Raw genomic sequence first — 25,920 nt, 5'->3', positions numbered from 1 at the left:
TGTTGATTACAGAACAATTGACTCACAAATGTAATCGGGAATAATGCCGTACGAGCGAATCATCAGCTCATAACTGTCAGGCTGAACGTTACCGGTCAGCACTAGGCAAGTGTCGATTCCGAATTTGTTTCCACCAATGATGTCCGTAATCAGAGAGTCACCCACCATTAGGATATCTTTTTTGGTAACATCATGTTCTTTAGCGCAATAATCGAACGCAAAACTGAACATTTGAGAGTCAGGCTTACCAAAGCGTATGAATGTTTTACGGGCAAGAGCTTCGAGCATGTCTCCCACAGCGCCGACAGAAATAGCAACATCTTTTCTGGTCACAGGATAGGTGCCATCGGTATTGGCCACAATCACAGGAATCGGTTTTTTGCGTATCAGGTTGAGCGCCTTGATTAAGTCTACGTTCCAGTCGAAACCTTCATCGTCGAGCAATACTAATGCGCTGATGTCTATGTAGTTTTCGAGGTCTACATCTTTGATAGAGATAGTGTTGAGGCCTTCATTCTCGATGTAATGAGCAGAAGCTTCGGTTCCCAGATAAGCAATACGTCCTCTTTGTACTTTATTCTGGATATATTCGCGGGCCAACATGCCTGACGAAATAATTTTATTTTCGTTGACTTCCACAATGCCGGCGTCAATATATGATTTTGCCAGTAGTTCGGGACTACGCGATGCATCATTGGTCAGAATATAGAAAGCGATGTTGTTTTCCTGCAGAAAGTGGAACATCTCTTTCACTCCCGGTAACATACCCTTGTAGTTTTTCAATACGCCGTAGGCATCGAAAAAAATTACCTTGTACTTCAAGGCAACGTCCTTAAAATCGTCAAGTCCCATCATAGTGATTGTGAATTATGAATTATAAAATATGAGTTATTACAAAGAGTCTATAAAAGATTTGAATACCAGCTTGTTGCCTGGGTGTTCCTGATACATGCGTTCGGGGTGAAACTGCAAGCCCACCACAAATTTGTGTTTCGGGTGATAGATTCCTTCAATGAGTCCGTCGGGCGCCTGTGCCATGGCGACCAGTTCCGGTGCCAGTTTTTTTACGCCCTGATGGTGGTAAGTGTTTACCAGAAGATCTTTTTGTTTGTACCATTCCATCAGAGGAGTGTTTTCAAAAATGGTGATCGGGTGGCGATGCGTGTCGTAATGGTCGTAGTCGATATGGACAACGCTGCGTTTGTTCACTTCGTGAACATCCAGATGCAGGCTGCCGCCGAAAGCCACATTAATCATGTGCATGCCCCGGCAGAAGCCAAGAATTGGTTTGTTGTGCTCCATGGCATGGCGGCAACAAGCGATTTCAATTTCGTCTTTAATCGGATCGTATTCGTCCAGCTTGCTCACGCTGTACGATTCATTATAATACGCCGGACTAATGTCACCACCTTCCGACATCAGCAGTCCGTCGTAGTCTTCGAGATAATCGGGAAGGTTGGCAATGGTGCCCTGTGAAATAGGAACAAGGATTGGCATTACACCTCCCTGAGCCAATATTTGAAGGTATATTTCAGATACCCAGTTTATAAGTTTGTTTTTTCGTAGTTCACGTCGTGTGACGATCAGTACTTTTTTCTTGGTAGACATATTGTTATGTTCTGCAATTTTTATGTTAGATAACGTCGGATGGTACGTTGTTCTTGCCGTGGCAAAGGTTTTTCTGTTATATTCTGTCGACGGTTATCACTCTGAATGTGTTTGAATTGATGGTGATTCTGATATTCTGCTGCGTGTTGCTAATGTAGAAATTCTTTCCTGTTTTCTGAAAATGTTTCACTTCTGTTTGGTCTATTATGCCCACTATCAGTGCTTCTATTTCATGCTTCGGTAGTATTGTGTTGAGTTTTTTGTTTATTCGGTCATACACAAGTTCCGTGTAGCAAATATTACTCAAAAACGCTTGCTTGTCAATGTGTTCTGACATAATTATTGTTCGCTTATTTCTTTCAGAGCGGCGATCAGCAATTTGTCTTTTGCCATTCCCTGCGAAGCCACCCGGATGTGCAGATTGTCCATGCCGGTTTTATTGCTACAGTCGCGCACGTAGAGATGATACTCTTCCAGTAGCTTGTGTTGTAGCTCGGTGGCCGTCATTCCGTGCAGAATTTTAATTAGTACAAAGTTACTGCCGGTAGGGTAGGCAAAAAAGCCGTCCAGATTCTTTAATTCGTTGTAAAGGTAGCGAACATCTTTTATTACACGTAACCGAGCCTTTTGATATTGCGCGTCGGTAGCCGGTAATTGCGATACAAAGTATTCGGCAATGGTGTTGATATTCCAAACCGGAGTGAGTCCGCGTAATCGTTTCAATAATTCCATGTTGGCCGTGCAGCAATAGCCCAAGCGTAAGCCGGGAACTCCGCAATGTTTACTCATGGAGCGCACTATAATCACATTGGGATGATGTTTTACATGAGGCAACAGCGAAGGAATATCCTCGGCGACAAAATCCATAAACGATTCGTCAACAATGATTAACCGTAAGTGCTGCATCCTGTTGAGGAATACAATCATATCGTTAAGTGACAGTAACTGTCCTGTTGGATTGCCGGGGTTGATAATCAGAGCAGAGGTGATGCCCCGTTCGTCAATCCAACTGGCATATTCATCCAGATCGAGCTGATAGTTCTTTTCCGGCGGAAGCTGAAAAAGATGCGCACATTCCTGCTTTTTCAGTTTGTCGGTATATTCGCTGAACGTTGGTACCGGAATGGCAAAATCGTCGATGAACTCCTTTTGGATAATGGTAATCAGTTCTGAAGCTCCATTGCCGATAAGCAGTTGCTCCGGTTTTACATGAAGCACTTTCGCCAGATGTTCCTGCGACAGGCGCGGATTGCTTGATGGATACGATTTCATCAGCATGGGCAAACGTTCCTGTAATTTTTTTGTGAGACGTTTGTCCGGAAAATATGGGTTGGCAATAAAACAGAAATCGGTTACTTTCGACAACATCTTTTCTCCCACAATATCAACAAGTGAGGGAGAATGAGATGTCTCATAAAATAGGTGACGGTTTATCTTGAGTTTTTTCTTTGTGAACATGATAAAGGCAATTGCTGTGTCAAAAGTACAAAAAATATTTGCTGGCTCTAAAAGGACACGAGGATATTTTCCTGACAAACGTAAAAAAGGTGCCTCTCGCCAATTGATCGCGGAGACACCTTCTATAAGGGAAACAGCTGATGATTATTTGCTCTTTTGCTTGCTGCTTATCATCCAGTTTATATCGAACCTGTCGGTACACATTCCGAAATATTCGCCCCAAAAAGTAATGCCCATGGGCATCGCAATTTTGCCATCTTCTGCCAACGCCTCAAATATGCGGTCGGCTTCGTCATTTGTATCTACGGCAACCGACAGAGTAACGTTGTTTCCGGTTGTCATTTTAGGCGACCATTCGTCACCGCCATCACTTCCCATCAGTATTGCTTCGTTGCTGATTGGCAGGGCAACATGCATTACTTTGTTCATAAACGGTTCGGGTACTACCAGGTCGTCTTGTTGCGGCATGTCGCTAAAGCGTTCCAATCTGGAAATTTTGGCGTTAAATACTTGTTCGTAAAATTTGAATGCGTCTTCGCATGTACCCGGAAATGCCAGGTATGGGTTGATATTTATCATGATTTTAATGTTTAATGAATTGTATATTGTTGAAATTTATTTTTTTGTGCTTAATAAAAGTGCTTTGTTTATGTCAGTGACGATCTCTTCGATACATTGTTTGGTGCTCAAAGACAATGAGCCAGTCATGCTGCGTATCAGGATGCCTCTTGGATCGTTCTTCCCCTGACCGGATTCTATCCCCGGAGAGATGCTGTTTTCGCTAACATACTGTTTTCGGAATATCACATTTCCGGCTTTTCGTAAAACAGCAGAGACTTTCAGTGTCGTTTTCGGCGTTTTACCGTATTCGTCATTGAGAGATTCATATCCGTATCCGAAATAAACAAACGAAGAGAATCTCTTGTATTTTGCTCTTGTGTAACACGTGTCAACTCCGATTTCGAGAGTGTAAGTCGAATCGTTCGAGATCATACCGGTCAGATGAAAACACCCATTTCGTTGGCACTCTTCTGTCAGGCTGGCGTTGAAAAAATCATCATACCGACTGTTTAATGCCTCTTGTCCTAATGTTACCCAATAGTTTTGTTCGAAGTAATTGAAAAATAGAAAAGGGAGAATAAGCATACTTCCTTTGCGTACAGTTGTTTTTCCGTCAAGCAGATAATCATGCATCATAATCACAACCGAATCTTTTTTCGGACAACCATTTATATGGCTATCGTGGATATACTCAAGGTTGCCACCGAATTGTCTGAAGCTGGTTTGCAATTCTTTCAGTCCCGAACAGGAACTAAACAACATTATAGCAAACAGCAGGTAAACAATCTTTTTCATTACATCCTTGTGGGTTGCGGAATATGCACTTCTGTATTTTCTCTTGAGTCTATTATTCAATTGTCAAATATAGCCAAGGCAAAGCATTTTTGAAATATGCGGAACAAAAAAAAGCGAAATATTTTTGCTTTGGACAGATTGTGTCGCTAAGGAGTTACTTTTATTTCGGTAAGAAGTGTCCCTTTCTTGTCCCTATAACGACATAAAACGGCAATGTGGTTTTGTTTCAGCGTTCCAACCTGAGGGTTATTCCGGACAATCGGTTCCAGGTGACTGTGCAGCTCTATGGAATCGACCGAGTCTTTCACAGCGGTTAAGATGGTGTAGTTGAACCGTAATTCATTGTCCCCTATAGAGGTGTTGTCAAAACGGGTAATTTTGTCGACCATTACCGGACATTTACCATTGAAGTTGTTTGAAAGCTGTAGTAAAACAGTCTCGGTTTTAGGTGGCAATACATATTGCTGAAAAAGCAGAGTAGAAATAACGCCGACGGCTAAAGCGATAACCGCTGTAAGTATTATGGATTTATTCAAATTTATCATGCATTCAGGAAATTGCAAAATTTATCAAAGGTTGTCTGGAAAGCACTATTTACCTTGTCCCGTATGCTTTCTTTGTTGACGAATGGATTCTCGTGTGTGTAAGGATAATCAAAATCAGTTACGATGACTTCGGTCGGTATGTCGTGTGCTGCGCCTTTGAGGGTACTCACCACATCGTAAGCAGGAATTACTTTGTCCTGTTCCAATGCGATGGCAAAAACCTGCGAGCTGATTTCACGGAAGCGTTTCTCACGTTCCTGACGCATTACTTTAAAATCGAGCATCATACGGAACGAATGGCCTTCCGGATGTTCTTCCAGGTAGTGATAGAGCCGTTTTTCACGTTTCAGGTGGCTTTCAAGGTGTTCCACCAGATACGAATAGAGCGCAACATTGGCCTCGCTGTCGAGAATTGCTTTCGAAACCGGAGTAAGCCGGTTGAATGTGGGGCCCCCGCAAAAAGCGAGCAGCTTGGAATCGGTAAAATAACCCTTTGGGTCTGTCAGTTTTAAGATTTCAGAAAGGAATGTTCCGATAGAATAAGAGAAGAAGTGAAATTGCATACCGGCAGTGAGCGGTGGATATTTGCCGGCTTTCACTTGGTCGATAAATTGTACTATATCGTAATATGTTTGTAGTCCTGACCAGATAAAACGTTGCGGCTTCGATTGTACTCGGGTACTGATAGCCACATTGGAAAACGAAGATTGCAGTAAGTCCGGGAAATGTTCTTTGCGGCATAAACTTACGCTATGCATCAGTCTGCGGTCGCTCCATGTCGACAAAGCGCGGTTCATGTGAAAAGCCATCGGGCAGAGCACTACACAGCGGTGAGTGTCTTTTGCCAGTCGATAAGCCCAAGGCAAATATTTCGGCCAGGATTTCTCATTGAACCCGTGCATTAATAAGATAGCTTCCTTTTCGTTTTTCTGTTTTGTGGGAACAAAAATGTGAAAGTTAAACTCTTTGTTTTCATTTACTTCCGAGTCAATCAGATCCAGCCCTTCTTCTGTGTAACCAAGCTCGGTTTTGAATATTTCATCAGAGAAATCCATATTGTGTTCATCACACCTCAGATGCGGATGCCCCTGTAAAATAGTCCAGTTGGCAGATTTGAACGTCTGGTTTTGCACAGTTACAAATTCATCTATCACAATTTCTGTTTCATTCGGATTGACCTTAGCCTCCAGTAAATTATACAAATCTAAATAATCCATGAGTTTTCGGTTATGTTATTTGAATTAAACAATGGATGTAAAATTAGAACATTTTTTGTGTCTCCATTGCAAAGTTACCCATTAATAACGGGAATACCCAGAATTTATTCTTTAGGATTGCGGTGAACTCCTGCTAAAATAAGGTAAAATGACAGGTGGCTTCTTTTATGGAACAAAAATTTTTTTAACTTTGCATCATGGTCTTTTATGCAGAGAAGTAAATTGTTCTTTGCTTGATTTCCTGTCTTTTAATTCGTTATGAAATCGTCATTAGTTACCGGACAAAAACAACAAATAGCCATTCTTGGTTCTACAGGCTCAATTGGTACTCAAGCCCTTGAAGTCATATCCGCTCATCCCGACCGTTTTGAAGTATATGCGCTGACGGCGAATCAAAGTATCGATTTGCTTATCAAGCAGGCTCGCCAATTTCAACCTGAAGTGGTTGCTATAGCCAATGATGCCTATTATTTCACTTTGAAAGAGGCTTTGGCAGATCTGCCTATCAAGGTTTTTTCGGGAAGCGAGTCAATTGCTCAGATTGCCGAAATGGAGACCGTTGATGTGGTATTGACTGCAATGGTGGGTTATTCCGGTTTGTTGCCGACGCTTAAAGCGCTTAAAGCAGGGAAAAAAATAGCCCTGGCAAATAAAGAAACAATGGTGGTGGCCGGAGAGTTGGTGTGCGAATTGGCACAACGCTATCATAGTCCGATTATTCCCGTGGATTCCGAGCATTCAGCTATTTTTCAATGTCTCACCGGCGAAGTGGGGAATGATATCGAAAAGATTATTCTTACGGCTTCCGGTGGACCATTCCGAAATAAAGAACTTAGTTATTTGCAGAGTGTTACCAAGCGTGAGGCTCTTAAACATCCCAACTGGGATATGGGAGCAAAAATCACGATTGACTCTGCTAGTATGATGAATAAGGGTTTTGAAGTGATTGAGGCCAAATGGTTGTTCGGGCTCACGCCGGAGCAGATCGATGTTGTGGTGCATCCACAGTCCATCATACATTCGATGGTTCAGTTTGCCGACGGAGCAGTTAAAGCACAAATGGGGTTGCCGGACATGAAGTTGCCGATATTGTACGCCTTTTCTTATCCGGATAGACTTAAAACGGATTATCCGCGTCTGAATTTTGCCGATTATCCTCAATTGACTTTTGAAAAGCCGGATATGACAAAATTCAGAAACCTCTCTTTTGCGTATGACGCTATGCAGCGAAAAGGAAATGCGGCATGTATATTGAATGCTGCTAATGAGGTCGTTGTCGCAGCTTTTCTGAAGGATGCTATCGGCTTCCTGCAAATGTCAGATGTGATTGAGGCAACAATGGCAAAAGTGTCGTTTATGCTTCAGCCGGCTTATGAAGATTATGTTGCTACCGATACGGAAGCCCGCGCTGTTGCTTCCGAGCTGGTGGGTAAATATTGCTAAATGGTTGATGATCAGATTCTGTTGATTATCGTTTTTTGATTTGTAATTCTATACATAACTATATTGAATGGAGACTTTTTTAATTAAAGCGGCACAACTGATACTGAGTTTGTCGATATTGGTGTTTTTGCATGAGTTGGGTCACTTTGCTTTTGCTCGAATCTTCAAGACGAGGGTGGATAAATTCTACCTCTTTTTCAATCCCTATATTTCTCTGTTGCGTTGTAAAAAAATCGATGGTAAGTGGCAATTTAAGTTTTTTGCCCGTAACGTACCCGATATGTACCGCAAAAAGCTTGACGCTTTTGGAAATGTGGTGAAAGATGAGAAAGGCAAAGATGTGATGGAAGAAATTTCTACCACAGATTTGGCACAAGACGATTGGAGAAAACACACAGATGTTACAGAGTGGGGGATTGGTTGGTTGCCTCTGGGTGGCTATTGCAAGATTGCCGGTATGATCGATGAGTCGATGGATACCGAAGCCATGAAGAAGCCCGCTCAGTCGTGGGAATTTCGTAGCAAACCGGCATGGCAACGCCTTTTTATAATGGTGGGGGGGGTCTTGGTTAACTTTATAACTGCCCTAGCTATCTATTCCATGATTCTTCTGGTTTGGGGTGAGGAATACTTGCCATTGCAGAATGCTAAATTCGGAATGCAGTTTACGGAAGTGGCAGTTAAGAATGGTTTTAGAAATGGCGATATATTGCTGGCAATAAATAATAAACCTGTAGAAGAATCTTCGGAGGCAATAAAAAAAATCTTGGTAGATGGTTCCCAATCGGTAACCGTTTTGCGCGAAGGGAAAAAGACTACGTTTATTCTTCCTTCTAATTTTACCCGTCAGATTATCGCCTCCAGCTCGAAGCAGTTTATGACACCGCGTGTGCCGTTTGTGGTCGAAAAGACGGTGAATGGTTCGGCTGCGGCCAAAGCAGGTATGCAAAAGGGAGACAGCGTGGTGTCTGTTAATGGTAAGGCGATGTTTGCCATTCAGGATATTTCGGTTCAACTGGACTCCTGTAAAGGGAAAACCGTTCCAATAGAGTTCATCCGTTCCGGTAAACGTCTATCGGCGTCGCTGGTCGTCAGCGAGAGCGGGAAAATCGGCGTTGCGCTTAAAACATTTGCAGGGAACTTCGTTACCAAACGGATCTCTTATGGTTTCTTTGAGTCTATTCCGGCCGGGATAAATAAAGGTGTTGAAACACTGACTTCGTACGTAAAGCAACTTAAATTTATCTTTACCAAAGAGGGTGCGAAACAAATCGGAGGGTTCGGTACTATCGGAAGCCTATTCCCTGATGTTTGGGATTGGCAAAACTTTTGGGCGTTGACCGCATTTCTTTCGATTATTCTGGCGTTCATGAATATCCTTCCTATTCCTGCTCTTGACGGAGGACACACCTTGTTCCTCCTTTATGAAATGGTAACGGGACGTAAACCGAGTGATAAGTTTCTGGAGTATGCACAAATGGTGGGTTTGTTCCTTCTGTTTGCTTTGCTTATTTATGCTAACGGAAATGATATTTTCAGGTTGTTCAAATAAGTGTGATATAAAACTATAGGGTTATGCAAAAACAAATATGGTTGAAATTGCGCAAACGTGTAGGGCAAACCAAGCATATTAAATACTGGGTAGTTGCCGTAACGTTTTTGGTAATCATGTGTTTTGTGGATGAAAATAATTTTTTCAAGCGCATTGCTAATCAACGGGAAATCCAAAATCTGGAAGATCAGATAGAACAGTATGATCAGAGTATTAAAGACAACCGTGAAAAGATTAACGAGCTACAAACCAGTAATGCAAATCTGGAAAAATTTGCCAGGGAAGAACACCTGATGAAACGACCCAACGAAGATATATTTATTATTAAAGAAAAGGATTGATGCAAATTACAGAAAAACAAAGGAACAGAATTCTGCAAATAATGTACGGCGCCGGATATCTACTGTTGATGATCGCGACAGTATTTTATTTTTCGCAAATAAAGGTAGCTCCCTATATTTTCTCACTTGGAGTTCTCTTTCTTGTGGTGGTAAGAGTGGTGTTGCCGATCGATCAGTCAGACTTCAGGACAAGGAGGCTGAATAAGATACATGCCTTTGCAACATTGGTTTTGGTGGCGAGCGCTTATGGAATGTTTATTCATCATTATTTGTGGATTGCCGGCTTGCTGATTGCTACGATCCTCGACTTGTATATTAGCTTCAGATTACCCAAGCAAAAACAATCAAATTAACATAGATGAAAAAACGCAGCTGATTTCAACAATCAGCTGCGTTTTTTTATGCTTCTTTTTTGGGGTTTTAGGTTAGTGGACTTCCTCAAGCAGGTGAAGAGCATGATCTAAAATAGTTGTATCGTCTAGCATTACTAAACCGCCGTCAGGGCCGGGTTCAATGTGAACACCACAACTCTTTCCATCTTTAAAATTATGACCGCCGAAATAATTACGTACTGTTTCGTCGGTCAGACCTAAATCAGCGGCAATTTTCCCCATACTGCCAGACGGAAGGCTGTCTTTGATTTTTCTCAGCTCGTTAAATGTGATAGTTCTAGTCATAATCATGCGATATTATAAGGTTAATACATGAGTTAAATTCACGCAATAAATATAGCGTATAAAAAAGGAAATTGCAAATAGCATTATGTTTTTTTTGCAGTGCAATTCTGGTTTTACAGGGAGGTTTTGTGTCTTGTGTTAAGAACAATCCGCTGTGTAATAATGCAGTGATGGAAGTTGTGGTGAAGGAAGAGATAAAAAAAATCCTCTCGGATGAGAGGATTTAACTTTTTGCGGTTATGCTTTGATCTTATTTTGAATTTCCTGAATGCAGGCTCTGTATTGTTTGTCGATTTCCATCAAATCGTTGACCACTTTACAAGCATGAAGTACTGTCGCATGATCTCGTTTGCCAATCATCTCCCCGATGGAAGAAAGTGAGTGTTTTGTATGGCACTTGGCAAGGTACATTGCAATCTGACGTGCCTGAGCCAATTCTCTGTTTCGGCGTTTCGACAACATTTCTTCGATCTTGAGTCCGAAGTGTTCACAAACAACATTTCTGATTTGCTCGATTGTGACAACCTTCGGAGTCACATTCACAACATTGCTGACAGCTTTGTGTGCAAGTTCCAGATCGATTGGTTTGTCGGTAAGGGTAGAGTAGGCCAGCAGTGAAATGATGACACCTTCCAGATCTCTGATGTTGTCAGTAACATTTTCTGCGATGTAGTTTACTACCTCGTCATCAATGTCCAATCCGTCCTTGAAGATTTTGTGTTTTAAGATGCCTTTGCGCAATTCAAAGTCGGGCTTTGATATCTCGGCTGATAATCCCCATTTGAATCGCGTGATGAGGCGCTGTTCAAGTCCCTGCAATACCATGGGCGAACGGTCGGATGTCAGGATTAACTGTTTGCCGTTTTGGTGCAGGTGGTTGAAGATATGAAAGAATGTATTCTGAGTTCCGTTTTTGCCGGCAAATTCGTGAATGTCATCCAAAATCAACACATCAATGCTCTGATAGAAATTCAGAAAGTCATTAACGGTGTTGTTACGTACGGCGTCTGTATACTGAATCTGAAATAAGTTTGCAGAAACATAAAGTACGCGTTTGTCAGGATGTGTTTGTTTTGCCTGAATACCGATAGCATGTACCAGATGAGTTTTTCCAACGCCGGATTGTCCGTATACAAACAGCGGGTTGAAAATCGTTGTCCCGGGGTTATTGCCGATGCTGATTCCTGCGGTACGGGCAAGCTTATTGCTGGTGCCTTCTACAAAAGTGTTAAAATTATAGATCGGATTAAGTTGCGGATCGATATTTGGGATAACTTCTTTTCGCGCAAAAGGGTTTTCCTGTTTTGGAGCGTTATAAAGCTGGTTGGGCTTTAATTTGTCATCACTCGGAATAGTGGTACTTGTGCCCGAAGTGCGATCGACCAAAACTCTGTACATTAAACGAGTGCCTTCTCCGATTTCGCGGTGAATGGTCATTCTTAATAAATCGACAAAAGTTTCTTCGATATATTCGTAGAAGAACTGGCTTGGGACTTGAACCGTGAAAACATTGTTCTCATAGTTGAGGGGTACAATGGGCAAAAACCACGTCGAAAACGTAGTTTCAGACACATTGTCGCGTATCACACGCAGGCATCGATGCCACAAGTCGTTGGCGCTGTTCACTTTCATCTTTTAGGGTCTTAAGTCTTTTTGGACTGACAAATATCCTAAAGATTTTCCACATAAAAAATAGCTGTTTTGAGGTATTTTTCATGTTTTTTTGTACAATGTTTATTATCAGTGTGTTAATTTAATGTGCTGAATATTAATCATATATGGCATTGTTGATAAATAATTGTCTTTTTATCAACAGTCTAAGAAATATGTTAAATAATGTTATTCGTATTTTTTGGTGTTAATAAAAACAGATAAAACAATATTTAATTATGAAATATGGACATATTTATGTTTAAAAACAGGATTAATAACACTTTTTTATACTTTATCTTTGCAATTACAATTAAAAACATTGACCTTTGAGACATATTAATTACCTTTAAATTGAAGAGTATGAAAATTGGAACCCCAAAAGAAATTAAAAACAACGAAAATCGCGTGGGATTAACACCCGCAGGCGTGTCTGCACTTGTTAAACAAGGCCATATTGTTTACATTCAGGAAGGTGCAGGGGTGAACAGTGGCTTTAGTGATGAATTGTATTTGAAGGTAGGAGCAACATTGTTGCCTTCAATAGAAGAGGTATATGCCGCTTCTGACATGATTGTAAAAGTAAAAGAGCCGATTGAGCCTGAATATCGGTTGATCAAGAAAGATCAGTTGCTTTTTACGTATTTTCACTTTGCCTCTAATGCCGGTTTGACAAAAGCAATGATCGACAGCGGAGCTGTTTGTCTTGCTTATGAAACAGTAGAAAAGGCCGACCGAAGTCTTCCTTTATTGATTCCAATGTCGGAAGTGGCAGGCCGGATGTCAATTCAGGAAGGAGCAAAGTATCTTGAACGTCCTAATGGCGGAAAAGGTATCCTGCTTGGTGGTGTGCCGGGTGTTAAACCTGCAAAAGTGCTTGTGCTTGGCGGTGGTGTGGTTGGTACTCAGGCTGCATGGATGGCTGCCGGTTTGGGTGCTGATGTTACTTTGGCTGATATTTCGCTGCCTCGCTTGCGTTATTTGTCGGACGTGTTGCCCAAGAACGTAAAAACATTGGTGTCTTCCGAATATGTTATTGCGGAAGAGGTGAAAACTGCAGATTTGGTAATCGGTGCGGTTTTGGTAACCGGAGCAAAGGCTCCTCATCTTGTGACTGCTGATATGTTGTCTACTATGCAAAAAGGAGCGGTGATGGTAGACGTTGCTATCGATCAGGGTGGTTGCTTTGAAACTTCCCGCCCGACTACACACAATGATCCGATTTATACCATTGATGGTGTGGTTCATTATTGTGTTGCCAATATTCCGGGTGCAGTGCCTTATACCTCAACCCTTGCGTTAACAAATGCTACGTTGCCTTACGCTATCCAACTGGCTAATCTGGGATGGGAAAAGGCTTGTGAAGCGAGTGAAGAGCTTCGCAAAGGTCTTAATATCGTAAAAGGTGAAATTGTTTACCCGGCTGTGCGCGAAGCATTTCTGGGGTAAAAAACTTACTTGATATTCTATACTACAGCATGGCGCAGATATATATGTGTCATGCTGTTTTTTTTTTTAATGCGCTCAAAATAGCCTATCTTTGTTTTGCTAAATGTATTTTCTTTCCGTCTGTTATGTTTCTCAAAACGAAAGCCATCATTCTTCACTGCATCAAGTATTCCGATAAGGCGAATATCGTGCACCTTATTTCGGAGGAGCGGGGACGTTTGGCCTGTATCGTTTATGGAGCTTCGAGAAAAAAAAGCGGATCGAAAATGGCATTCCTGCAACCGATGATGTTGGTCGATCTTGAAATAGAAATGCTGCCGGACCGCGAACTTCACCAAATAAAAGAAGCCCGGCCTTACAATATTATTACTTCCATACAAATGAATCCGGTGAAAAATGCTTTGGCATTGTTTCTGGCCGAATTTCTTTATCGTACGTTGCGGGATAGCCAAACGGACAAAATGTTGTTTCGCTTCCTGCAGGAGTCAGTGCAAATCCTCGAACGGTCGGAACAGGGCGTTGCCAATTTTCATTTGGTGATGATGCTTCATCTGACCCGTTTCCTCGGCTTCTTTCCCAATACCGAAAATCTCGGACTGCACTTTTATTTTGACATGGTCAATGGGGTATTTACTTCCACATGCCCTTTGCACAAACATTTCCTGCGTCCTGCAGAGAGTGCTGTTTTATATCAACTGATGCGGATTAACTATACAAATATGCACATGTTCCGTTTCTCGAGAAGCGAACGTGTTGCTATTCTTGAGCATATGCTTGCGTATTATCGTATCCATTTGGCTGAAATCGGAGAAATCAAATCGTTGCCGGTGCTGATGGAATTGTTCGATTGATATCCGGTGCAATTCGTTATCTGTTTTAGTTTTTCTAAATGTTTTGGTGACAGTTTTTCCATCTGAAATACGTACATTTGCATAACTAACTGGTTACTTATTTTATCTGTTGAAGCGGCCGGAATGGTCTCTTTCAGCAGTTCAAATCAAAAGCAATGAAATTAATCCGCATCGTTATATTAGCCCTCTGCGTGAGTGGTTCTCTTCAAATGTCAGCTTCTAAAAAGGCAGTTCAAAAGCATATTGAAGAAACAACTCCGGTCGACATTCAATTCAATTACTTTTTTGATGATGCTTTGCGTGAAAGGCTGGCCGGACATTATGATGCGGCAATTGATTTGCTTACTAATTGTAACCGGATCAAGCCGAATGACGGGAATGTGATGTATGAATTGTCTAAAATTTACGTTGTTACCAAACAAACCGATAAGGCGATTGCGTGTCTGGAAAAGGCAACAGTGGCTCAGCCTGAAAACCTGTGGTTCAAAACCGCCCTGGCCGAGCAATATCTTTCTTCTCAGAAAATAGACAAAGCCGTTGAAGTGTATAATGCCATCGTGAAAATTGACCCTGAAAACGATGAAGCGTTGATGATGCTGATCAATATTTACTCGCAATCCGAAAAATACAACGAAGCTATTGGGGCTTTGAACATGCTTGAAAAGGTGCAGGGCATGAATCAGGATATAACCATGGAAAAGGCCCGGCTCTATTTTATGCAAAATCAAAATAAAAAAGGGATTGCAGAGATAGATAAGCTGGTGAAAACGTATCCGAATGAAGCTAAATACCAGGTTCTTAGAGGTGATATCTATCTTGAGCAAAAGATGCAGAAAGAAGCGCTTGCCTGCTATCAGCAAGTATTGAATACTGATCCCAATAACGGAGATGCCCTTTATTCTCTGTCGAAATATTACAAGGCAGTAGGCGATACCGTATCGATGATGTCTGTACTCGATCAGATGATGCGCAACAAAAATGTTGATCTTGAGCCCAAATTGTCTGTTCTCAAAGACCTTGTTACCCGTCCATCGGAAATGCAAAAGGTAGAGGGCTATCTCAGTTCTTTGCTCGAAATGTATCCGGAAGAAGAGAGCCTCCACAATTACAATTACCTCTTTCTGATGATGCGGCAAAAAAACGAAGCTGCTGAAAATGAGCTGAAAATAATGCTCGACCTCAATCCACAGAACAAGGTGACATGGATGCGGATGATTGATATGAAAATTAAGCAGGAAAACTTTACGGCTATCGATTCTCTGTGCAGTAAAGCTCTCGGATATTTTGCCGATGATGTCGATTTTTATTTTTATAAGGCAATTGCTCTGTATCAATCAGGAAAATACAAGGAGACAATTTCCCATTGCAATAAGGCGCTTCAGTTGGTGCCGGATGAAAACATAGTAATGCGCTCTCAAATTTATACCCAACTGGGGGACACTTATTATAAATTGGGAATGAAAGATTCGACCTTCGTTTCTTATGCTCAATCGCTAAAATATCAGCCGAATAATATAGGAACACTGAACAATTACGCCTATTATTTATCGTTGGAGAAGAGGGAATTGCAAAAGGCCGAAAGCATGAGTGCCAAAACCGTGGCGGCAGAGCCAACGAATGCCACTTATCTGGATACTTACGCGTGGATTTTCTTTGTGGAAGGAAATTACTCGCTGGCCAAAATCTATGAAAAACAGGCAATTGACAATGGTGGAGATAAAAGCCCTGAAGTGCTAGAACACTACGGCGATATCCTGTTTATGGCAGGCGAAAAAGAAGAAGCTCTGGTTTGGTGGCAAAAAGCCGTGAATGCAGGAAATAACTCACCCTTGTTGAAAAAGAAAATAGAGATGAAGAGCTATCTGGAAAAATAGTCTCTTAATTGGAATAGCTTTATTATCGCGTTTTCCAGAAATTTGTGTGATGTTTGATGGCCTCGTTCGCGAATGCAGTTGGCTCATATCCTCTTATACGTGCATACTCGCACGCGATGAACCCGATAAGCGTCTTATCCATGGTAAAGCGCCGAAAACATCTGGCAGCCATCTTTTGAGTCACTACTCGAAATTGCATTCTGTTGATGTCGAGGAGCGTGAATCTGAATATTCCATCTTCATTTTCAAACAACACATTTCCGGGCGAATAATCGATAGGAAATACATCTCTTTCGTGAACGTAAGCTGTATACGCCGCCAGTGCGTTGAGTAACGCTTCATTTCCCTCCACTTTATAGTCGTGAAGTTCTCTGAGTAGGTGAGATTCTGTGGCAAATAACGAGACAAAATAAGAGTTGCACAATAAACCACATGCGTATTGTTCAATGTAGGCTACAGGCTCTGGCGTGGAGATGTTTTTCTCCAGAAGACGCAATGCGTAATCATAAGCCCGTTTGGCTTTGCTTTGGCGGAAGGTGCCATAAGCAATTTGGTTGATGATATGTGGCCGCTTATAACCTTTGACGGTAAATAGTTTTCCATTACGCTCAAAATTCTTAATTTCATTTCTGGCCTTATAAATAGAAGTGCCTTCAGAATTAAAAATCTGAGGTAAAGAGTGGATGAAACTTGTGTACTGTTGGTATGCCGGAGCTATTATTACTACTGTCTTCATATTGTTTGCACGAAAGCAGGCAAAGTTAATTGTTTTTGTTAAATCAGAATGCCAGACTTGAATCGGATGTTCCCCGAAATTGGTGATGTTATGTTTTTTTATAAAAGACGGCCAAAATAGTCAATGGTTTAAATCGTTAATTTACACGTACTCACTGCGAGATATGAAGGGAAGAATTCTTCATCCCGTTTGTCGTTTATTTTGTTACCTTTGTAATTAAGTATCAGATATAAATGGAACATCATAATTTGTTGATAGCTTTTGGGCTAACCCTTACTGCCGGGTTGTCAACCGGTATCGGAGGTCTCTTAACATACTTTTCAAAACAAACCAACCGGTCTTTTCTCGCGTTCTCGTTGGGTCTGGCTGCCGGGGTATTACTCTTCGTCTCTTTTGTCGAAATCTTTCCGGAATCGCTTCGCTGTTTTGAATCTGCAGCTTCTCCCTCAAAAGCATTTATGTATGCCATCTTCTCCTTTTTTCTGGGAATTGTGGTTATGGCACTGATTGATATGCTGTTTCCCCACCATGTGGACGTTAGCGACAATGCCGATCCTGAAAGCGTTCAATTAAAAAAGCGACTCAAAAAAATGAGTCTTTTAATTGCTCTGGCGGTTACTTTACACAATATCCCCGAAGGAATAGCAATGTTTACGATAGGCGTTTCGGATTATCGTCTGGCGTTTCCTATTTTGCTGGCGATTATTATCCATAACGTTCCCATTGGCCTCTCTATTTCAGCTCCAATGTATCACGCGACGGGAAATCGCCGTAAAGCTCTCTTGTTGACGTTGGCTGCGGGTCTTTCCACTCCGATGGGGGCATTTCTGGCCTGGCTGTTTATATTACCTTACTGGTCGCCAATGCTGGAGGGTATTGTATTGGGCGCTGTGTCGGCCACTATGGTGTATATTGCTATAGATGAGCTGATTCCTACGGCGCACCATTATGGTAAAGGCTTGTTTTCTAAAATCGGATTGATTAGCGGTATGGCTTTGGTTGCGATAGCCATATTGTTGATGGGAGAATAGGCTATTAACTTTCTGCCGGACTTTCTATCAGCTGGTTGTAGGCCGAGCGGTAATTACTGCTCAACGGAATGATGATGTCGCCATTGAGTTGCACCTTTTTCTTTTGCAACGAAATCACCTTTTGACTATTTATAATATACGATTTGTGAACGCGTATAAAGTGTTCGTCCGGCAGCATTTCTTCAACCGTTTTAAGTGATAGTTTTGTAACGATGGCTTTGCTGTTTTCAGGGAAGATTTTTACGTAGTCCTTCATCCCTTCAATATACAAGATTTTATCAATGTTGATTTTTACCAGGCGGTAATCGGCATTGACAAATATATAATCATTCCGTTGCCCGTTTTTTGCATGTTTCAGCTGAAAATAGTCGTTGGCTTTGTTCGCCGCTCTCAGAAATCGTTCGTACGACACCGGCTTTAGCAGATAATCCAGAACGTCGAGTTCAAAACTTTCAAGCGCATAACTTTTAAATGCGGATACGATCACAATCATTGGTCTTACCTGCAACTTACGTAACATTTGCAGTCCGTTCAGAACCGGCATCTGAATATCGAGAAAGGCCAGATCGACCGGATTCTTTTCCAGATAATGCAACGCGTCTACGCCATTTCTGAACGTCTCTTTCAACTCCAGAAAAGGAGCCCTGCGGATATTGTCAATTAGTAAATCGAGGGCATATTTTTCGTCGTCAATGGCAATGCAACTAATCATAAGGCAATCGTCAATTGTATTTTATACCACCCGTTTTCAGAAAAATGGTTCAGCACGTGTGAGTCAGGGTAGAGCAGTTCCAACCTTCTGATGATGTTTTGTAACCCAATTCCGCTGTAGGGGCTTAAGTTCTCCTGCAAGTCGTTTTTGTAACGATTGCTCACTTCCAATGAAAGGGTTTTATCTGAGCTTGTGAGCTTGATGTGGATTTCGGGCGAATCTATCAGTGCCGTGCCATGCTTGAATGCATTTTCAACGATAGGTATGAGTAGCATAGGCTCAATTGTCTTGTCAGGAATCTCGCCTTCTGTATGGTAACTGATTTTTACCGAATCGTTGTACCGGGTTCTTTGCAGTTCGATGTAGTTGTTCAGGTGTTCAACTTCATCCATTAATGAGGTTTGTTTGTCTGTATTGTAAAGCATGTAGCGCATCAGGTTCGATAGCTTCTCCACCGTGGGTTCAATCAGTTCCGGTCGTGTCCGGGCAAACGAATTGACCATGTTCAATACATTGAATAGAAAATGCGGATTGATTTGATTGCGCAAAAAGGTGACTTCGTTTTCGAGCAACTCGCTTTGAAGTCGGAACTGATCCCTGATAATCCGCAATGACGTTCCAGCCAGAAAGAAGAAAATATACGGCGATAGTTCTCTGAAAATCATCATATTCAAGCCATCGAACCGGTTATAAACACACCTTATTACAAAAATAACCGATAAAATAGCAAGGTTGACAATGAAAAACAGATAGTATCGCCGTGTTTTGAATAAGTTGAAGAAAACGAAATAATTCAGGTAAAAATATCCGATCTGCAACCCGATGGCTATCGCTATAATTTGTATGTCCGGATGCAATCCGGGGTGAAACGGAGGATGAAACGGTCTGTGTTGAGGCTTCGGTAAAATAGCAGGTATAGCAATAAATCCTATCCAAAAACAAATATGGATTAGCACGTTGATCGCTTTGCCGTATTTTTTATTGAAGTTCATGCCTGTTTAATCCTGTTTTTGCGGCTTAATGAGCTGCATCCAGTTTCGTTTGAATCCATCCTTTTACGGGTTTTCCCATTTCAGCAAACATGGAGCGAGCATTGCCGGAGCTTTGTCCCATTCCGCCGGGACCACCCATGCCTCCACCAGGTCCACCCATGCCACCGCCGGGACCACCCATACCACCGCCAGGGCCGCCCATGCCTCCACCAGGACCACCCATTCCTCCGCCAGGACCGCCCATGCCACCACCAGGACCACCCATTCCTCCGCCGGATGGCATACCCTGTGGTAAACTGAATTCAGATAGTAGACCTATGCTCAGTAATTCAGGAGATAAGTTTTTGAGATTGAAAACAGAATAAGGGAGCTTGATGTTGTAACAGATTTTCTGGTTTGGAGTTATTGTCAGTTTAACCCATTCGATGCCTACCGCACGGGAGTCCCCGTCAATGTCGAAAGTGGCGCCTTTCAGATTTATCTGTTGTACCATTTTAGATGGATCAGGCCGCCTCGGGTCTCTTCGCTGACTCTGAGTTCCCTGTTCTTGATTGGCATCTTGCATTTGTGGTCTGGCTTCTTCCTGATTCATGCCTGTTTGTCCCATTTGTTGTCTTAGCGACATCATGGAGGGGAAAATAACAGCGTATTTATCTTTCTCTTTGCCGGTAGGATCAACATAAACAGTCAGTCCGTTAACCAGCAGCTTTTGTTGGGTTTGTTCATCAGCTGCAACCAGTTGAATGTAAAAACCTGTCGGATTATTGAATACCCTTATGAGAACTTTCCCGTCGGCAAATGAAGAAAACATCGTTGAGCTATCGGGTGGGGTAACAGAGGCAAAATCGGCGCAATACTGACTCTGGGTAACCAGTTTGGTCTTTGCAAAAGCCGATACCGAAAGGCAACCGGCGAAAGCTATGCAGGCCAATGTTCGTAAATAGTGTGTCTTGTGCATATTATTTTGAATTAGTTGTGTATTGTTGAATTACATCGGGCGTGGAGCTCCCTGATTCCCGCCATTGAAATTGCCTAATGTATAGGTGAACGTCAGCATGTAATACCGACCCACCGTATTGCTTTGATGTGTCAACGTGTAGAGTGGCGTTGTACTACGGCTGAAATTTGTATTCTGATTCAGTAAATCGTTGCAGGAAAAGCGAAGGTCTCCTGCATTCTTCTTCAGGAATTTAACCCCAAGCGAACAATTCAGCATGTTGGTAATTTCATTCTTGCTCCCTTGCTGAAAGTAGCCGGAAAAGGAATAGCCCGATTGAAATACTATGTGGTTTAACGCAATCCATGTTAGATTGGCTCCCGAGCTGAGGTTCCAGAAATGAGTGTCGGTTTGTTCCGGAAGGGTATTGTTCACCGAGCTGAAATTGGCTCTGGAATTAATCGTGAAATCAACGTTTTGACTGATATTGCTGCTCATAATCAAATTACCGCCCCATGAAAACTGCCTGGAATAATTTTTCTGGTTGTTGATTATACTTGGAGTCCGGCTGGCGTTGGCGTTTAACATCAGGTGAAGATTGGTTTTAATTGCGGTAAATGGGAATCCGTATCCTACCATTCCGTTCAGATTATAATATCCGCTCAGGTTCTGGTAAGTGGTCAGCTGTCCGCCTTTGGCTAGTGTCTGGTTGTATTTCGATAAAAGTGTGTCGGAATGAGCTATTAATGTATTGGATGCGATGAAGTTATTCGACAGGCTTCCGTTGATAAACGCCATGAATACCGAGGCTGTGGATGTGTTAGGTGCAATCAGCCGGACGTTAAGGCTATGCTGGTATGTTTGAGCCAGATGTGAATTTCCTACGGTGAGCTGGGTCGGATTTGTTTTGTCCAATACTTCCTGAAGTTGTGCAATCGACGGTGCACTTGCTGATGTTCTGTAATCGACCTGCAGATTTGTGGTTGAAGAGAAACTGTAACGCAGCATCATCGATGGCAATAGGTTGTTGTACGTTTTTGAAGGAATGGCAAAAGCATTGCTCAACTCGTTTTCACCGGTCAGTGTTCCATGTTGATAGTTGAGGTTTGTGTTTAGATTCATTTTCCGGGTGTGATATAAGTAAGACATGCCACCCGAGTTTGTTTGATAGTTGCTTTTGTAAATGCTGGTCAGCGATAGATCCCGATCGTCATATAAGCCGGTCTTGCTATTATAATTGAAGGCTTTTTGATTTGATTTCCCCGTTTGATAACCATACATGTAGTTGATCATGACCATGCTTTTCCGGTTGATAGGCTCTGTATAGGAAGCGTTTGCGGAAAAAGAATAACCGGTGGAATGGAGATTGGAATATTCACGTACGGTATCGATTGTGTTGGACGAGTAATAGTCCGTTATTGAGTTCAGATAGTTATTTCCGTTTTTTGTTTGCGAGGTTGAATTAATATCCAAAGACAATGTTCTGCCTTTGCGATCGAATTTATGCCGAAAAAGAATCTGTCCGGAAATATTGGCTCCTTTTAAGGATGGAGCGGTTGAGCTTGAAACTGCGCTCAAAGGTTTCGATACGGAGTCAGTGTGAGACAAGGTTCTGCTGGTTCCGTCGCTCTGTTGAAAAGATATGTTCGGTCTGATGAAGAGTGAGTTTCTGTCATCAATGTCATAATCAAGCCTGAAATTGAACCGATGGTTGATGACATGCGCAGTTGTGTTTTTATTTTCGAGGTAACTTTGTCCCTGTCTTGCCGTGTAATCGTACAGTGAACTTTGTGCTGACGTATTGTTCAGCGAGCTAAAGAAATAGTTGCCGTCAAGTTTGATTTTTTTACTCAACTGATCGGAATAGTTGAAGCCGATGGAGTTTATTTTGTTGATACCATTTTGGGTATCGACGGAGTAGTTGTTTACCCCGTCGCTGCTTGAAGATCCTCCACCCATTGTTGCAACCTGAGCCCCCGGAGGGCCATTCGGATTGCCTCCGCCCGAAAAGATATTCCCCATGGCAAAATTACGTTCGTTGGTGTTGTTGGATTGACCGATAATGGTAATGCGGCGGTCGTTTCTGAAAAGGCTGAGATTTCCACCGGCAGAATATAGATTGTCTGAGCCGGCACCGGCATAAAATCGTCCAAACTGGCTTTTGGTTACGCCGGTTTTGGTTACGATATTGATAGTTTTTAGTCTGTTGCCATCATCAAATCCTGTGAAACGGGTTTGCTCGCTCTGGCTGTCATATACCTGAATTTCATTCACAATTGAAGCCGGAAGATTCTTTAATGCGGCTGTAATATCATCTTTGAAGAATTCTTTTCCATCTACCAATACCTGCTTTACGTCTTCGCCATGAGCTTGTAGCGTGCCATTCTGTACAACAATTCCGGGCATTTTTTGCACCAAATCCTGCACATTGGCATCTGGATTGGTTTTATAGGCGCTTGCGTTCATCACCGTTGTGTCTCCTCGCTGAGTAGCAAGTGGCACAGAGGCTTTAACAACCACTTCGCTAATGTCTTGTGTCTTTTCTTTTAGCGAAAGAGTTCCCACGCTTACGCCCTGTCCGTCGAGTTTAATGTCTCTTTCATACGTTTGGTAGCCTACGAACGAAACCCTAAGCCGGTAGACTCCCGACAGCTTATAATGCAGATCGAATGTGCCGGTCGATGTGCTTATAGTGCTGGAGATGAGAGAACCAGTGCTGCCATAGAGTGCTATGCCGGCGTTGGGAATCGTTTGTTTTGAATTGCCGTCAATTACCTTGCCCGTAATGTCCTGAGCAGAAATGGTAATTGCGGATAATAAGAAAATACCTATCAGCAATCTTTTGATCTTGAAATTGGAGTAGTAATTTTCCATATGCTATTTTTTTGCTACTGCAGTAATCCACTCTTTCCGTTGATTATGCGTGAGCGGCTTATTTGTTATAAGAACTGTTCGGTCTTTTTCGACATAAGTAAAGAGGTTCCATTGATTTTTCCACTCCTCAAACAATCTGGAAAGAGTATTCTCTTCAAAAGCATAGTAAGTGACGTCGATATTTTGCAGTTGCAGAGAATCGTATACGAAGTGAATATCATAGTCGTCACCTATTGCTTTCAAAACATTGTCGAGTGTGCCGTTATAATTCCATTCAAGCTTGGTCTTACCTATATTTTGCGATTGTGCGACTGTAAATGTTGTTATAAAGAGCAATGCCAATGTCCACTTCTGATAGTTCATCTGTTCCTTTTGTTTTTTGACGCAACAAAGGTAAATGCTCTCTTTTGTGGAGGAAAAAATAATAGACGAATGCGCCAATTGAGTAGACGAAAAAGCTGTTTGACCGGAAATTTAGATATCTTATTACTTCTGTAAAGGATGTTTAAAAATGACTTAATGCATTTGTAAATAATACTTTGTGTTGTTTTTGTTCGGAGTTGTCATCACTTCTGTGTTTAGCGATTCAGGCAGGAACAAGTCCGTTCGTTTCCCTATTTTTTCATTACATTTGCATTATATTTCATTAGCGGATTTGTGGCAGTAGTTGGAATAACAAAAAGAATAACTGCCATTGTGACTCCAGCTTTTAGAAATGAATTTGCAGCCGGATCTATTTAAATATTGAAACAATGAAGTACTCCCGAATTTTTTGTTTTGGAATATTCATGCTTTTGCTTGCTCTTACAGCATACTGTCAGGATCTGAATTATCCTGTCGTAGAAGAACATGGACAAAAATTTTACCTGTACACAGTAGATGCAAAAGAGGGTTTATATGCTGTTAGCCATAAGTTTAATGTGACTCAGGCGGATATTTTAAATTGCAATCCGTCAATAGCTGAAGGATTGAAGGCCGGTCAGGTGATCAAAATTCCGCTATCTACCCAAACGCTGCCTACGGTAACCACAACAAGGCAACATACTGTGATAAAGAAACAAACCCTGTATTCGATTGCATATCAGTATGGAGTGACTGTAGAAGCCATTGTTGCAATGAATCCGGATGCTGCGAAAGGCATAAAAGAGGGTGATGTGTTGCAAATACCTCCTCCCCAGACAAAGAAAGCAAGTGAGGCTTATAAAGAGCCGGAAGAGCCGGTGAAGAAAATAGTCAAAGAGACTCCTGCAGTTGCAAAAGAAGAGAAGAAGCCGGTTATAGCTGCCCCCAAACAGGCTGTAACAAAAGACGGAGTTCGCCATCAGGTTGTAGCCGGTGAGACCTTTTATAGTCTGAGCAGGATGTACAAGGTGCCGGTTGAGGCAATCAAAAATGCCAACCCTACCGTTGAAGTGTTGAAAACCGGCGAAACTGTGATCATTCCTTCGGATACGGCTAAGGCTGTGACAAAACCGATAGTGTCAGAACGTAAACCGCTTGCAAAACAAGAGTCTGTCCAAACAACATCCATAAGTAAGAGCCTGGTGAAAGTGGCAGTGCTTTTGCCTTTCTCATTGGATGGCGCAAAAGATGATCCGACGATCGAAAAGTTTGTCGATTTTTACAGAGGAATGTTACTTGCATTGTCAGACCTGAAAGAGAAGGGTGTCTCTGTGGATATTCATACTTATGATATAGCCAAAACCGTGGCTGGTGTTACGAAAGTGCTTGAAAACGAAGAGCTTTCTCATGTGGATTTGATTATAGGCCCTGCTTATGCTGCACAAACCAAGCCTGTGGCAGATTTTGCTAAGCTGCATAAAATATATACCATCATTCCTTTCACACAGAAAGTAGATGGAATAGCAACTAATCCATACCTGTTTCAGTTTAATCCATCCATCCATTCGCAGTATGTGCAAGCCGCATCGTTGTTTGTCAAGCAGTTCCGCAATTCTAATATAGTGATTGCTCAACCAGTGAACGGAAATAACAATGACGACGGAACTGTTTTTGCAGAAAACCTGATGTCGAAACTGAAGCAAAACCACATAGCCTACCATACGGCAGTGTTGCAGGGCGGAAATCTGGAACCGATTAAGCCATGGATTACAGATGGTAAGCCTGCTATTGTGGTGCTTGCAACATCAAATGCGGAAAAAGCAGCGCCATACCTGTCTGCTTTTGCAGGGTTAAACTCCGAAAGCAAACATGTCTCTTTGTACGGCTTTTTAGATTGGGAACCAGAAACAAACGTTTATCCCAATCTGTATTATGCCTCTTTATTTTATACTCATGATAAAGAGAGTTTGTCTGACTATAACCGTGAATACACCAAATGGTTTCATTTGAATCCTAATTCAGGAGAAGTGATCCGGTTCGATTTGTTGGGTTACGACCTGTCTCTTTATTTCATATCGATGATGAGCAAATACGGGGTTCCGGGCTTTACTCAACATTTGTCTGTTCAGTTACCCGAAAGTATTGAATCCCGTTTTGTCTTTAAACGAGTTGCTGCCGGGGGCGGTTTCCAGAACAATGAGTTGCATTTGCTTAACTATAAAAGTGGCAAGGGCGTGACTCTTATAAGTGAATGATTTTTATAATACAACTAATT

Annotated in this window: 25 protein-coding genes; 9 read left to right on the top strand and 16 right to left on the bottom strand. The window is 42.0% G+C overall.

The window, feature by feature from the left end:
• Window positions 1-6: 6 nt before the first annotated feature.
• The 8 genes from PJIAN_RS06545 to PJIAN_RS06510 form a co-directional block, all read right to left on the bottom strand.
• Window positions 7-855, bottom strand: a complete 849-nt coding sequence (locus PJIAN_RS06545; protein WP_201787348.1) for an HAD-IIA family hydrolase — start codon at window positions 853-855, stop codon at window positions 7-9.
• A 36-nt stretch (window positions 856-891) separates the two neighbouring features.
• Complete coding sequence (locus tag PJIAN_RS06540) at window positions 892-1,608, bottom strand: gamma-glutamyl-gamma-aminobutyrate hydrolase family protein (RefSeq protein WP_068703309.1); 717 nt, start codon at window positions 1,606-1,608, stop codon at window positions 892-894.
• Between the two features lie 76 nt (window positions 1,609-1,684).
• The gene (locus PJIAN_RS06535; RefSeq protein ID WP_068703307.1) at window positions 1,685-1,945 is read right to left on the bottom strand and encodes a DUF3781 domain-containing protein; all 261 of its coding nucleotides are present in this window, start codon (window positions 1,943-1,945) and stop codon (window positions 1,685-1,687) included.
• Between the two features lie 2 nt (window positions 1,946-1,947).
• Complete coding sequence (locus PJIAN_RS06530; protein ID WP_068703305.1) at window positions 1,948-3,066, bottom strand: pyridoxal phosphate-dependent aminotransferase; 1,119 nt, start codon at window positions 3,064-3,066, stop codon at window positions 1,948-1,950.
• 144 nt (window positions 3,067-3,210) lie between these two features.
• Window positions 3,211-3,645 carry a VOC family protein gene (locus PJIAN_RS06525; protein WP_068703302.1) on the bottom strand — a complete coding sequence of 145 codons (435 nt, stop codon included), beginning with the start codon at window positions 3,643-3,645 and terminating at the stop codon, window positions 3,211-3,213.
• Between the two features lie 36 nt (window positions 3,646-3,681).
• Window positions 3,682-4,422 carry a hypothetical protein gene (locus PJIAN_RS06520; protein ID WP_153802502.1) on the bottom strand — a complete coding sequence of 247 codons (741 nt, stop codon included), beginning with the start codon at window positions 4,420-4,422 and terminating at the stop codon, window positions 3,682-3,684.
• 146 nt (window positions 4,423-4,568) lie between these two features.
• Entirely contained in the window at window positions 4,569-4,967 is a 399-nt protein-coding gene (locus PJIAN_RS06515) for a hypothetical protein (protein WP_068703298.1), read from the bottom strand.
• The gene (locus PJIAN_RS06510; RefSeq protein ID WP_068703296.1) at window positions 4,964-6,184 is read right to left on the bottom strand and encodes a DUF6051 family protein; all 1,221 of its coding nucleotides are present in this window, start codon (window positions 6,182-6,184) and stop codon (window positions 4,964-4,966) included. Before PJIAN_RS06510 ends, PJIAN_RS06515 begins: the two co-directional genes overlap by 4 nt.
• A 258-nt stretch (window positions 6,185-6,442) precedes the next feature.
• Between PJIAN_RS06510 and PJIAN_RS06505 the strand changes: the two genes are divergently transcribed.
• From PJIAN_RS06505 to PJIAN_RS06490, 4 genes are all read left to right on the top strand, one after another.
• Complete coding sequence (locus PJIAN_RS06505) at window positions 6,443-7,627, top strand: 1-deoxy-D-xylulose-5-phosphate reductoisomerase (protein ID WP_068703294.1); 1,185 nt, start codon at window positions 6,443-6,445, stop codon at window positions 7,625-7,627.
• Window positions 7,628-7,694: 67 nt separating this feature from the next.
• Window positions 7,695-9,179, top strand: coding sequence for an RIP metalloprotease RseP (gene rseP / locus PJIAN_RS06500; protein ID WP_068703292.1), 1,485 nt, complete (start codon window positions 7,695-7,697; stop codon window positions 9,177-9,179).
• Window positions 9,180-9,202: 23 nt separating this feature from the next.
• Window positions 9,203-9,520: an FtsB family cell division protein gene (locus tag PJIAN_RS06495; RefSeq protein WP_068703291.1), complete on the top strand. Its 318-nt coding sequence runs from the start codon at window positions 9,203-9,205 to the stop codon at window positions 9,518-9,520.
• Window positions 9,520-9,873 (top strand): hypothetical protein, encoded by a 354-nt coding sequence (locus PJIAN_RS06490; protein WP_068703289.1) that lies wholly within the window; start codon window positions 9,520-9,522, stop codon window positions 9,871-9,873. The genes PJIAN_RS06495 and PJIAN_RS06490 overlap by 1 nt, the downstream gene beginning before the upstream one ends.
• 72 nt (window positions 9,874-9,945) lie before the next feature.
• Here PJIAN_RS06490 and PJIAN_RS06485 read toward each other — a convergent pair whose 3' ends face one another.
• On the bottom strand, window positions 9,946-10,197 hold the full coding sequence (locus tag PJIAN_RS06485; protein ID WP_068704628.1) for a DNA-binding protein: 252 nt from the start codon (window positions 10,195-10,197) through the stop codon (window positions 9,946-9,948).
• Between the two features lie 237 nt (window positions 10,198-10,434).
• On the bottom strand, window positions 10,435-11,829 hold the full coding sequence (gene dnaA, locus PJIAN_RS06480; RefSeq protein ID WP_068703287.1) for a chromosomal replication initiator protein DnaA: 1,395 nt from the start codon (window positions 11,827-11,829) through the stop codon (window positions 10,435-10,437).
• 381 nt (window positions 11,830-12,210) lie between these two features.
• Between dnaA and ald the strand changes: the two genes are divergently transcribed.
• The 3 genes from ald (at window position 12,211) to PJIAN_RS06465 (ending at window position 16,021) form a co-directional block, all read left to right on the top strand.
• Window positions 12,211-13,296, top strand: a complete 1,086-nt coding sequence (ald, locus tag PJIAN_RS06475) for an alanine dehydrogenase (protein WP_068703285.1) — start codon at window positions 12,211-12,213, stop codon at window positions 13,294-13,296.
• Window positions 13,297-13,421: 125 nt separating this feature from the next.
• On the top strand, window positions 13,422-14,147 hold the full coding sequence (gene recO, locus PJIAN_RS06470; RefSeq protein WP_068703283.1) for a DNA repair protein RecO: 726 nt from the start codon (window positions 13,422-13,424) through the stop codon (window positions 14,145-14,147).
• A gap of 155 nt (window positions 14,148-14,302) precedes the next feature.
• Entirely contained in the window at window positions 14,303-16,021 is a 1,719-nt protein-coding gene (locus PJIAN_RS06465; RefSeq protein ID WP_084252310.1) for a tetratricopeptide repeat protein, read from the top strand.
• A 22-nt stretch (window positions 16,022-16,043) separates the two neighbouring features.
• On the opposite strand, the gene PJIAN_RS06460 is transcribed toward PJIAN_RS06465, so the two are convergent.
• Complete coding sequence (locus PJIAN_RS06460) at window positions 16,044-16,757, bottom strand: lipopolysaccharide kinase InaA family protein (protein ID WP_068703279.1); 714 nt, start codon at window positions 16,755-16,757, stop codon at window positions 16,044-16,046.
• Between the two features lie 233 nt (window positions 16,758-16,990).
• On the opposite strand from PJIAN_RS06460, the gene zupT reads away from it, so the two are divergent.
• Window positions 16,991-17,788 (top strand): zinc transporter ZupT, encoded by a 798-nt coding sequence (gene zupT / locus PJIAN_RS06455; protein ID WP_068703277.1) that lies wholly within the window; start codon window positions 16,991-16,993, stop codon window positions 17,786-17,788.
• Window positions 17,789-17,792: 4 nt separating this feature from the next.
• Here zupT and PJIAN_RS06450 read toward each other — a convergent pair whose 3' ends face one another.
• The 5 genes from PJIAN_RS06450 to PJIAN_RS06430 are packed head-to-tail and all read right to left on the bottom strand — an operon-like array spanning window position 17,793 to window position 23,666.
• Window positions 17,793-18,500: a LytR/AlgR family response regulator transcription factor gene (locus tag PJIAN_RS06450; protein ID WP_068703275.1), complete on the bottom strand. Its 708-nt coding sequence runs from the start codon at window positions 18,498-18,500 to the stop codon at window positions 17,793-17,795.
• Complete coding sequence (locus PJIAN_RS06445) at window positions 18,497-19,492, bottom strand: sensor histidine kinase (protein WP_068703273.1); 996 nt, start codon at window positions 19,490-19,492, stop codon at window positions 18,497-18,499. The genes PJIAN_RS06450 and PJIAN_RS06445 overlap by 4 nt, the downstream gene beginning before the upstream one ends.
• 25 nt (window positions 19,493-19,517) lie before the next feature.
• Window positions 19,518-20,450 (bottom strand): hypothetical protein, encoded by a 933-nt coding sequence (locus tag PJIAN_RS14970; RefSeq protein WP_172795584.1) that lies wholly within the window; start codon window positions 20,448-20,450, stop codon window positions 19,518-19,520.
• 30 nt (window positions 20,451-20,480) lie between these two features.
• Window positions 20,481-23,303, bottom strand: coding sequence for an outer membrane beta-barrel protein (locus PJIAN_RS06435; protein ID WP_068703269.1), 2,823 nt, complete (start codon window positions 23,301-23,303; stop codon window positions 20,481-20,483).
• Between the two features lie 3 nt (window positions 23,304-23,306).
• The gene (locus PJIAN_RS06430) at window positions 23,307-23,666 is read right to left on the bottom strand and encodes a hypothetical protein (RefSeq protein WP_068703267.1); all 360 of its coding nucleotides are present in this window, start codon (window positions 23,664-23,666) and stop codon (window positions 23,307-23,309) included.
• 389 nt (window positions 23,667-24,055) lie between these two features.
• On the opposite strand from PJIAN_RS06430, the gene PJIAN_RS06425 reads away from it, so the two are divergent.
• Window positions 24,056-25,900, top strand: a complete 1,845-nt coding sequence (locus PJIAN_RS06425; protein WP_084252309.1) for a LysM peptidoglycan-binding domain-containing protein — start codon at window positions 24,056-24,058, stop codon at window positions 25,898-25,900.
• Window positions 25,901-25,920: the final 20 nt, after the last annotated feature.

It is taken from the genome of Paludibacter jiangxiensis (genome assembly GCF_001618385.1).
Classification (GTDB): domain Bacteria; phylum Bacteroidota; class Bacteroidia; order Bacteroidales; family Paludibacteraceae; genus Microbacter; species Microbacter jiangxiensis.
Note: the sequence above shows the minus strand (reverse complement) of the source record. Positions and strands in the feature narration are given on the sequence as shown.

What these genes read in the sequence shown, in the direction of transcription:
- PJIAN_RS06545 (WP_201787348.1), bottom strand. Translation starts at nt 855, where the DNA reads ATGATGGGACTTGACGATTTTAAGGACGTTGCCTTGAAGTACAAGGTA.
- PJIAN_RS14970 (WP_172795584.1), bottom strand. Translation starts at nt 20,450, where the DNA reads ATGCACAAGACACACTATTTACGAACATTGGCCTGCATAGCTTTCGCC.
- PJIAN_RS06465 (WP_084252310.1), top strand. Translation starts at nt 14,303, where the DNA reads ATGAAATTAATCCGCATCGTTATATTAGCCCTCTGCGTGAGTGGTTCT.
- PJIAN_RS06525 (WP_068703302.1), bottom strand. Translation starts at nt 3,645, where the DNA reads ATGATAAATATCAACCCATACCTGGCATTTCCGGGTACATGCGAAGAC.
- PJIAN_RS06450 (WP_068703275.1), bottom strand. Translation starts at nt 18,500, where the DNA reads ATGATTAGTTGCATTGCCATTGACGACGAAAAATATGCCCTCGATTTA.
- rseP (WP_068703292.1), top strand. Translation starts at nt 7,695, where the DNA reads ATGGAGACTTTTTTAATTAAAGCGGCACAACTGATACTGAGTTTGTCG.
- PJIAN_RS06505 (WP_068703294.1), top strand. Translation starts at nt 6,443, where the DNA reads ATGAAATCGTCATTAGTTACCGGACAAAAACAACAAATAGCCATTCTT.
- PJIAN_RS06425 (WP_084252309.1), top strand. Translation starts at nt 24,056, where the DNA reads ATGAAGTACTCCCGAATTTTTTGTTTTGGAATATTCATGCTTTTGCTT.
- recO (WP_068703283.1), top strand. Translation starts at nt 13,422, where the DNA reads ATGTTTCTCAAAACGAAAGCCATCATTCTTCACTGCATCAAGTATTCC.
- PJIAN_RS06520 (WP_153802502.1), bottom strand. Translation starts at nt 4,422, where the DNA reads ATGAAAAAGATTGTTTACCTGCTGTTTGCTATAATGTTGTTTAGTTCC.
- ald (WP_068703285.1), top strand. Translation starts at nt 12,211, where the DNA reads ATGAAAATTGGAACCCCAAAAGAAATTAAAAACAACGAAAATCGCGTG.
- PJIAN_RS06485 (WP_068704628.1), bottom strand. Translation starts at nt 10,197, where the DNA reads ATGACTAGAACTATCACATTTAACGAGCTGAGAAAAATCAAAGACAGC.
- PJIAN_RS06445 (WP_068703273.1), bottom strand. Translation starts at nt 19,492, where the DNA reads ATGAACTTCAATAAAAAATACGGCAAAGCGATCAACGTGCTAATCCAT.
- PJIAN_RS06430 (WP_068703267.1), bottom strand. Translation starts at nt 23,666, where the DNA reads ATGAACTATCAGAAGTGGACATTGGCATTGCTCTTTATAACAACATTT.
- PJIAN_RS06460 (WP_068703279.1), bottom strand. Translation starts at nt 16,757, where the DNA reads ATGAAGACAGTAGTAATAATAGCTCCGGCATACCAACAGTACACAAGT.
- PJIAN_RS06495 (WP_068703291.1), top strand. Translation starts at nt 9,203, where the DNA reads ATGCAAAAACAAATATGGTTGAAATTGCGCAAACGTGTAGGGCAAACC.
- PJIAN_RS06435 (WP_068703269.1), bottom strand. Translation starts at nt 23,303, where the DNA reads ATGGAAAATTACTACTCCAATTTCAAGATCAAAAGATTGCTGATAGGT.
- PJIAN_RS06535 (WP_068703307.1), bottom strand. Translation starts at nt 1,945, where the DNA reads ATGTCAGAACACATTGACAAGCAAGCGTTTTTGAGTAATATTTGCTAC.
- PJIAN_RS06540 (WP_068703309.1), bottom strand. Translation starts at nt 1,608, where the DNA reads ATGTCTACCAAGAAAAAAGTACTGATCGTCACACGACGTGAACTACGA.
- PJIAN_RS06515 (WP_068703298.1), bottom strand. Translation starts at nt 4,967, where the DNA reads ATGATAAATTTGAATAAATCCATAATACTTACAGCGGTTATCGCTTTA.
- zupT (WP_068703277.1), top strand. Translation starts at nt 16,991, where the DNA reads ATGGAACATCATAATTTGTTGATAGCTTTTGGGCTAACCCTTACTGCC.
- PJIAN_RS06510 (WP_068703296.1), bottom strand. Translation starts at nt 6,184, where the DNA reads ATGGATTATTTAGATTTGTATAATTTACTGGAGGCTAAGGTCAATCCG.
- dnaA (WP_068703287.1), bottom strand. Translation starts at nt 11,829, where the DNA reads ATGAAAGTGAACAGCGCCAACGACTTGTGGCATCGATGCCTGCGTGTG.
- PJIAN_RS06490 (WP_068703289.1), top strand. Translation starts at nt 9,520, where the DNA reads ATGCAAATTACAGAAAAACAAAGGAACAGAATTCTGCAAATAATGTAC.
- PJIAN_RS06530 (WP_068703305.1), bottom strand. Translation starts at nt 3,066, where the DNA reads ATGTTCACAAAGAAAAAACTCAAGATAAACCGTCACCTATTTTATGAG.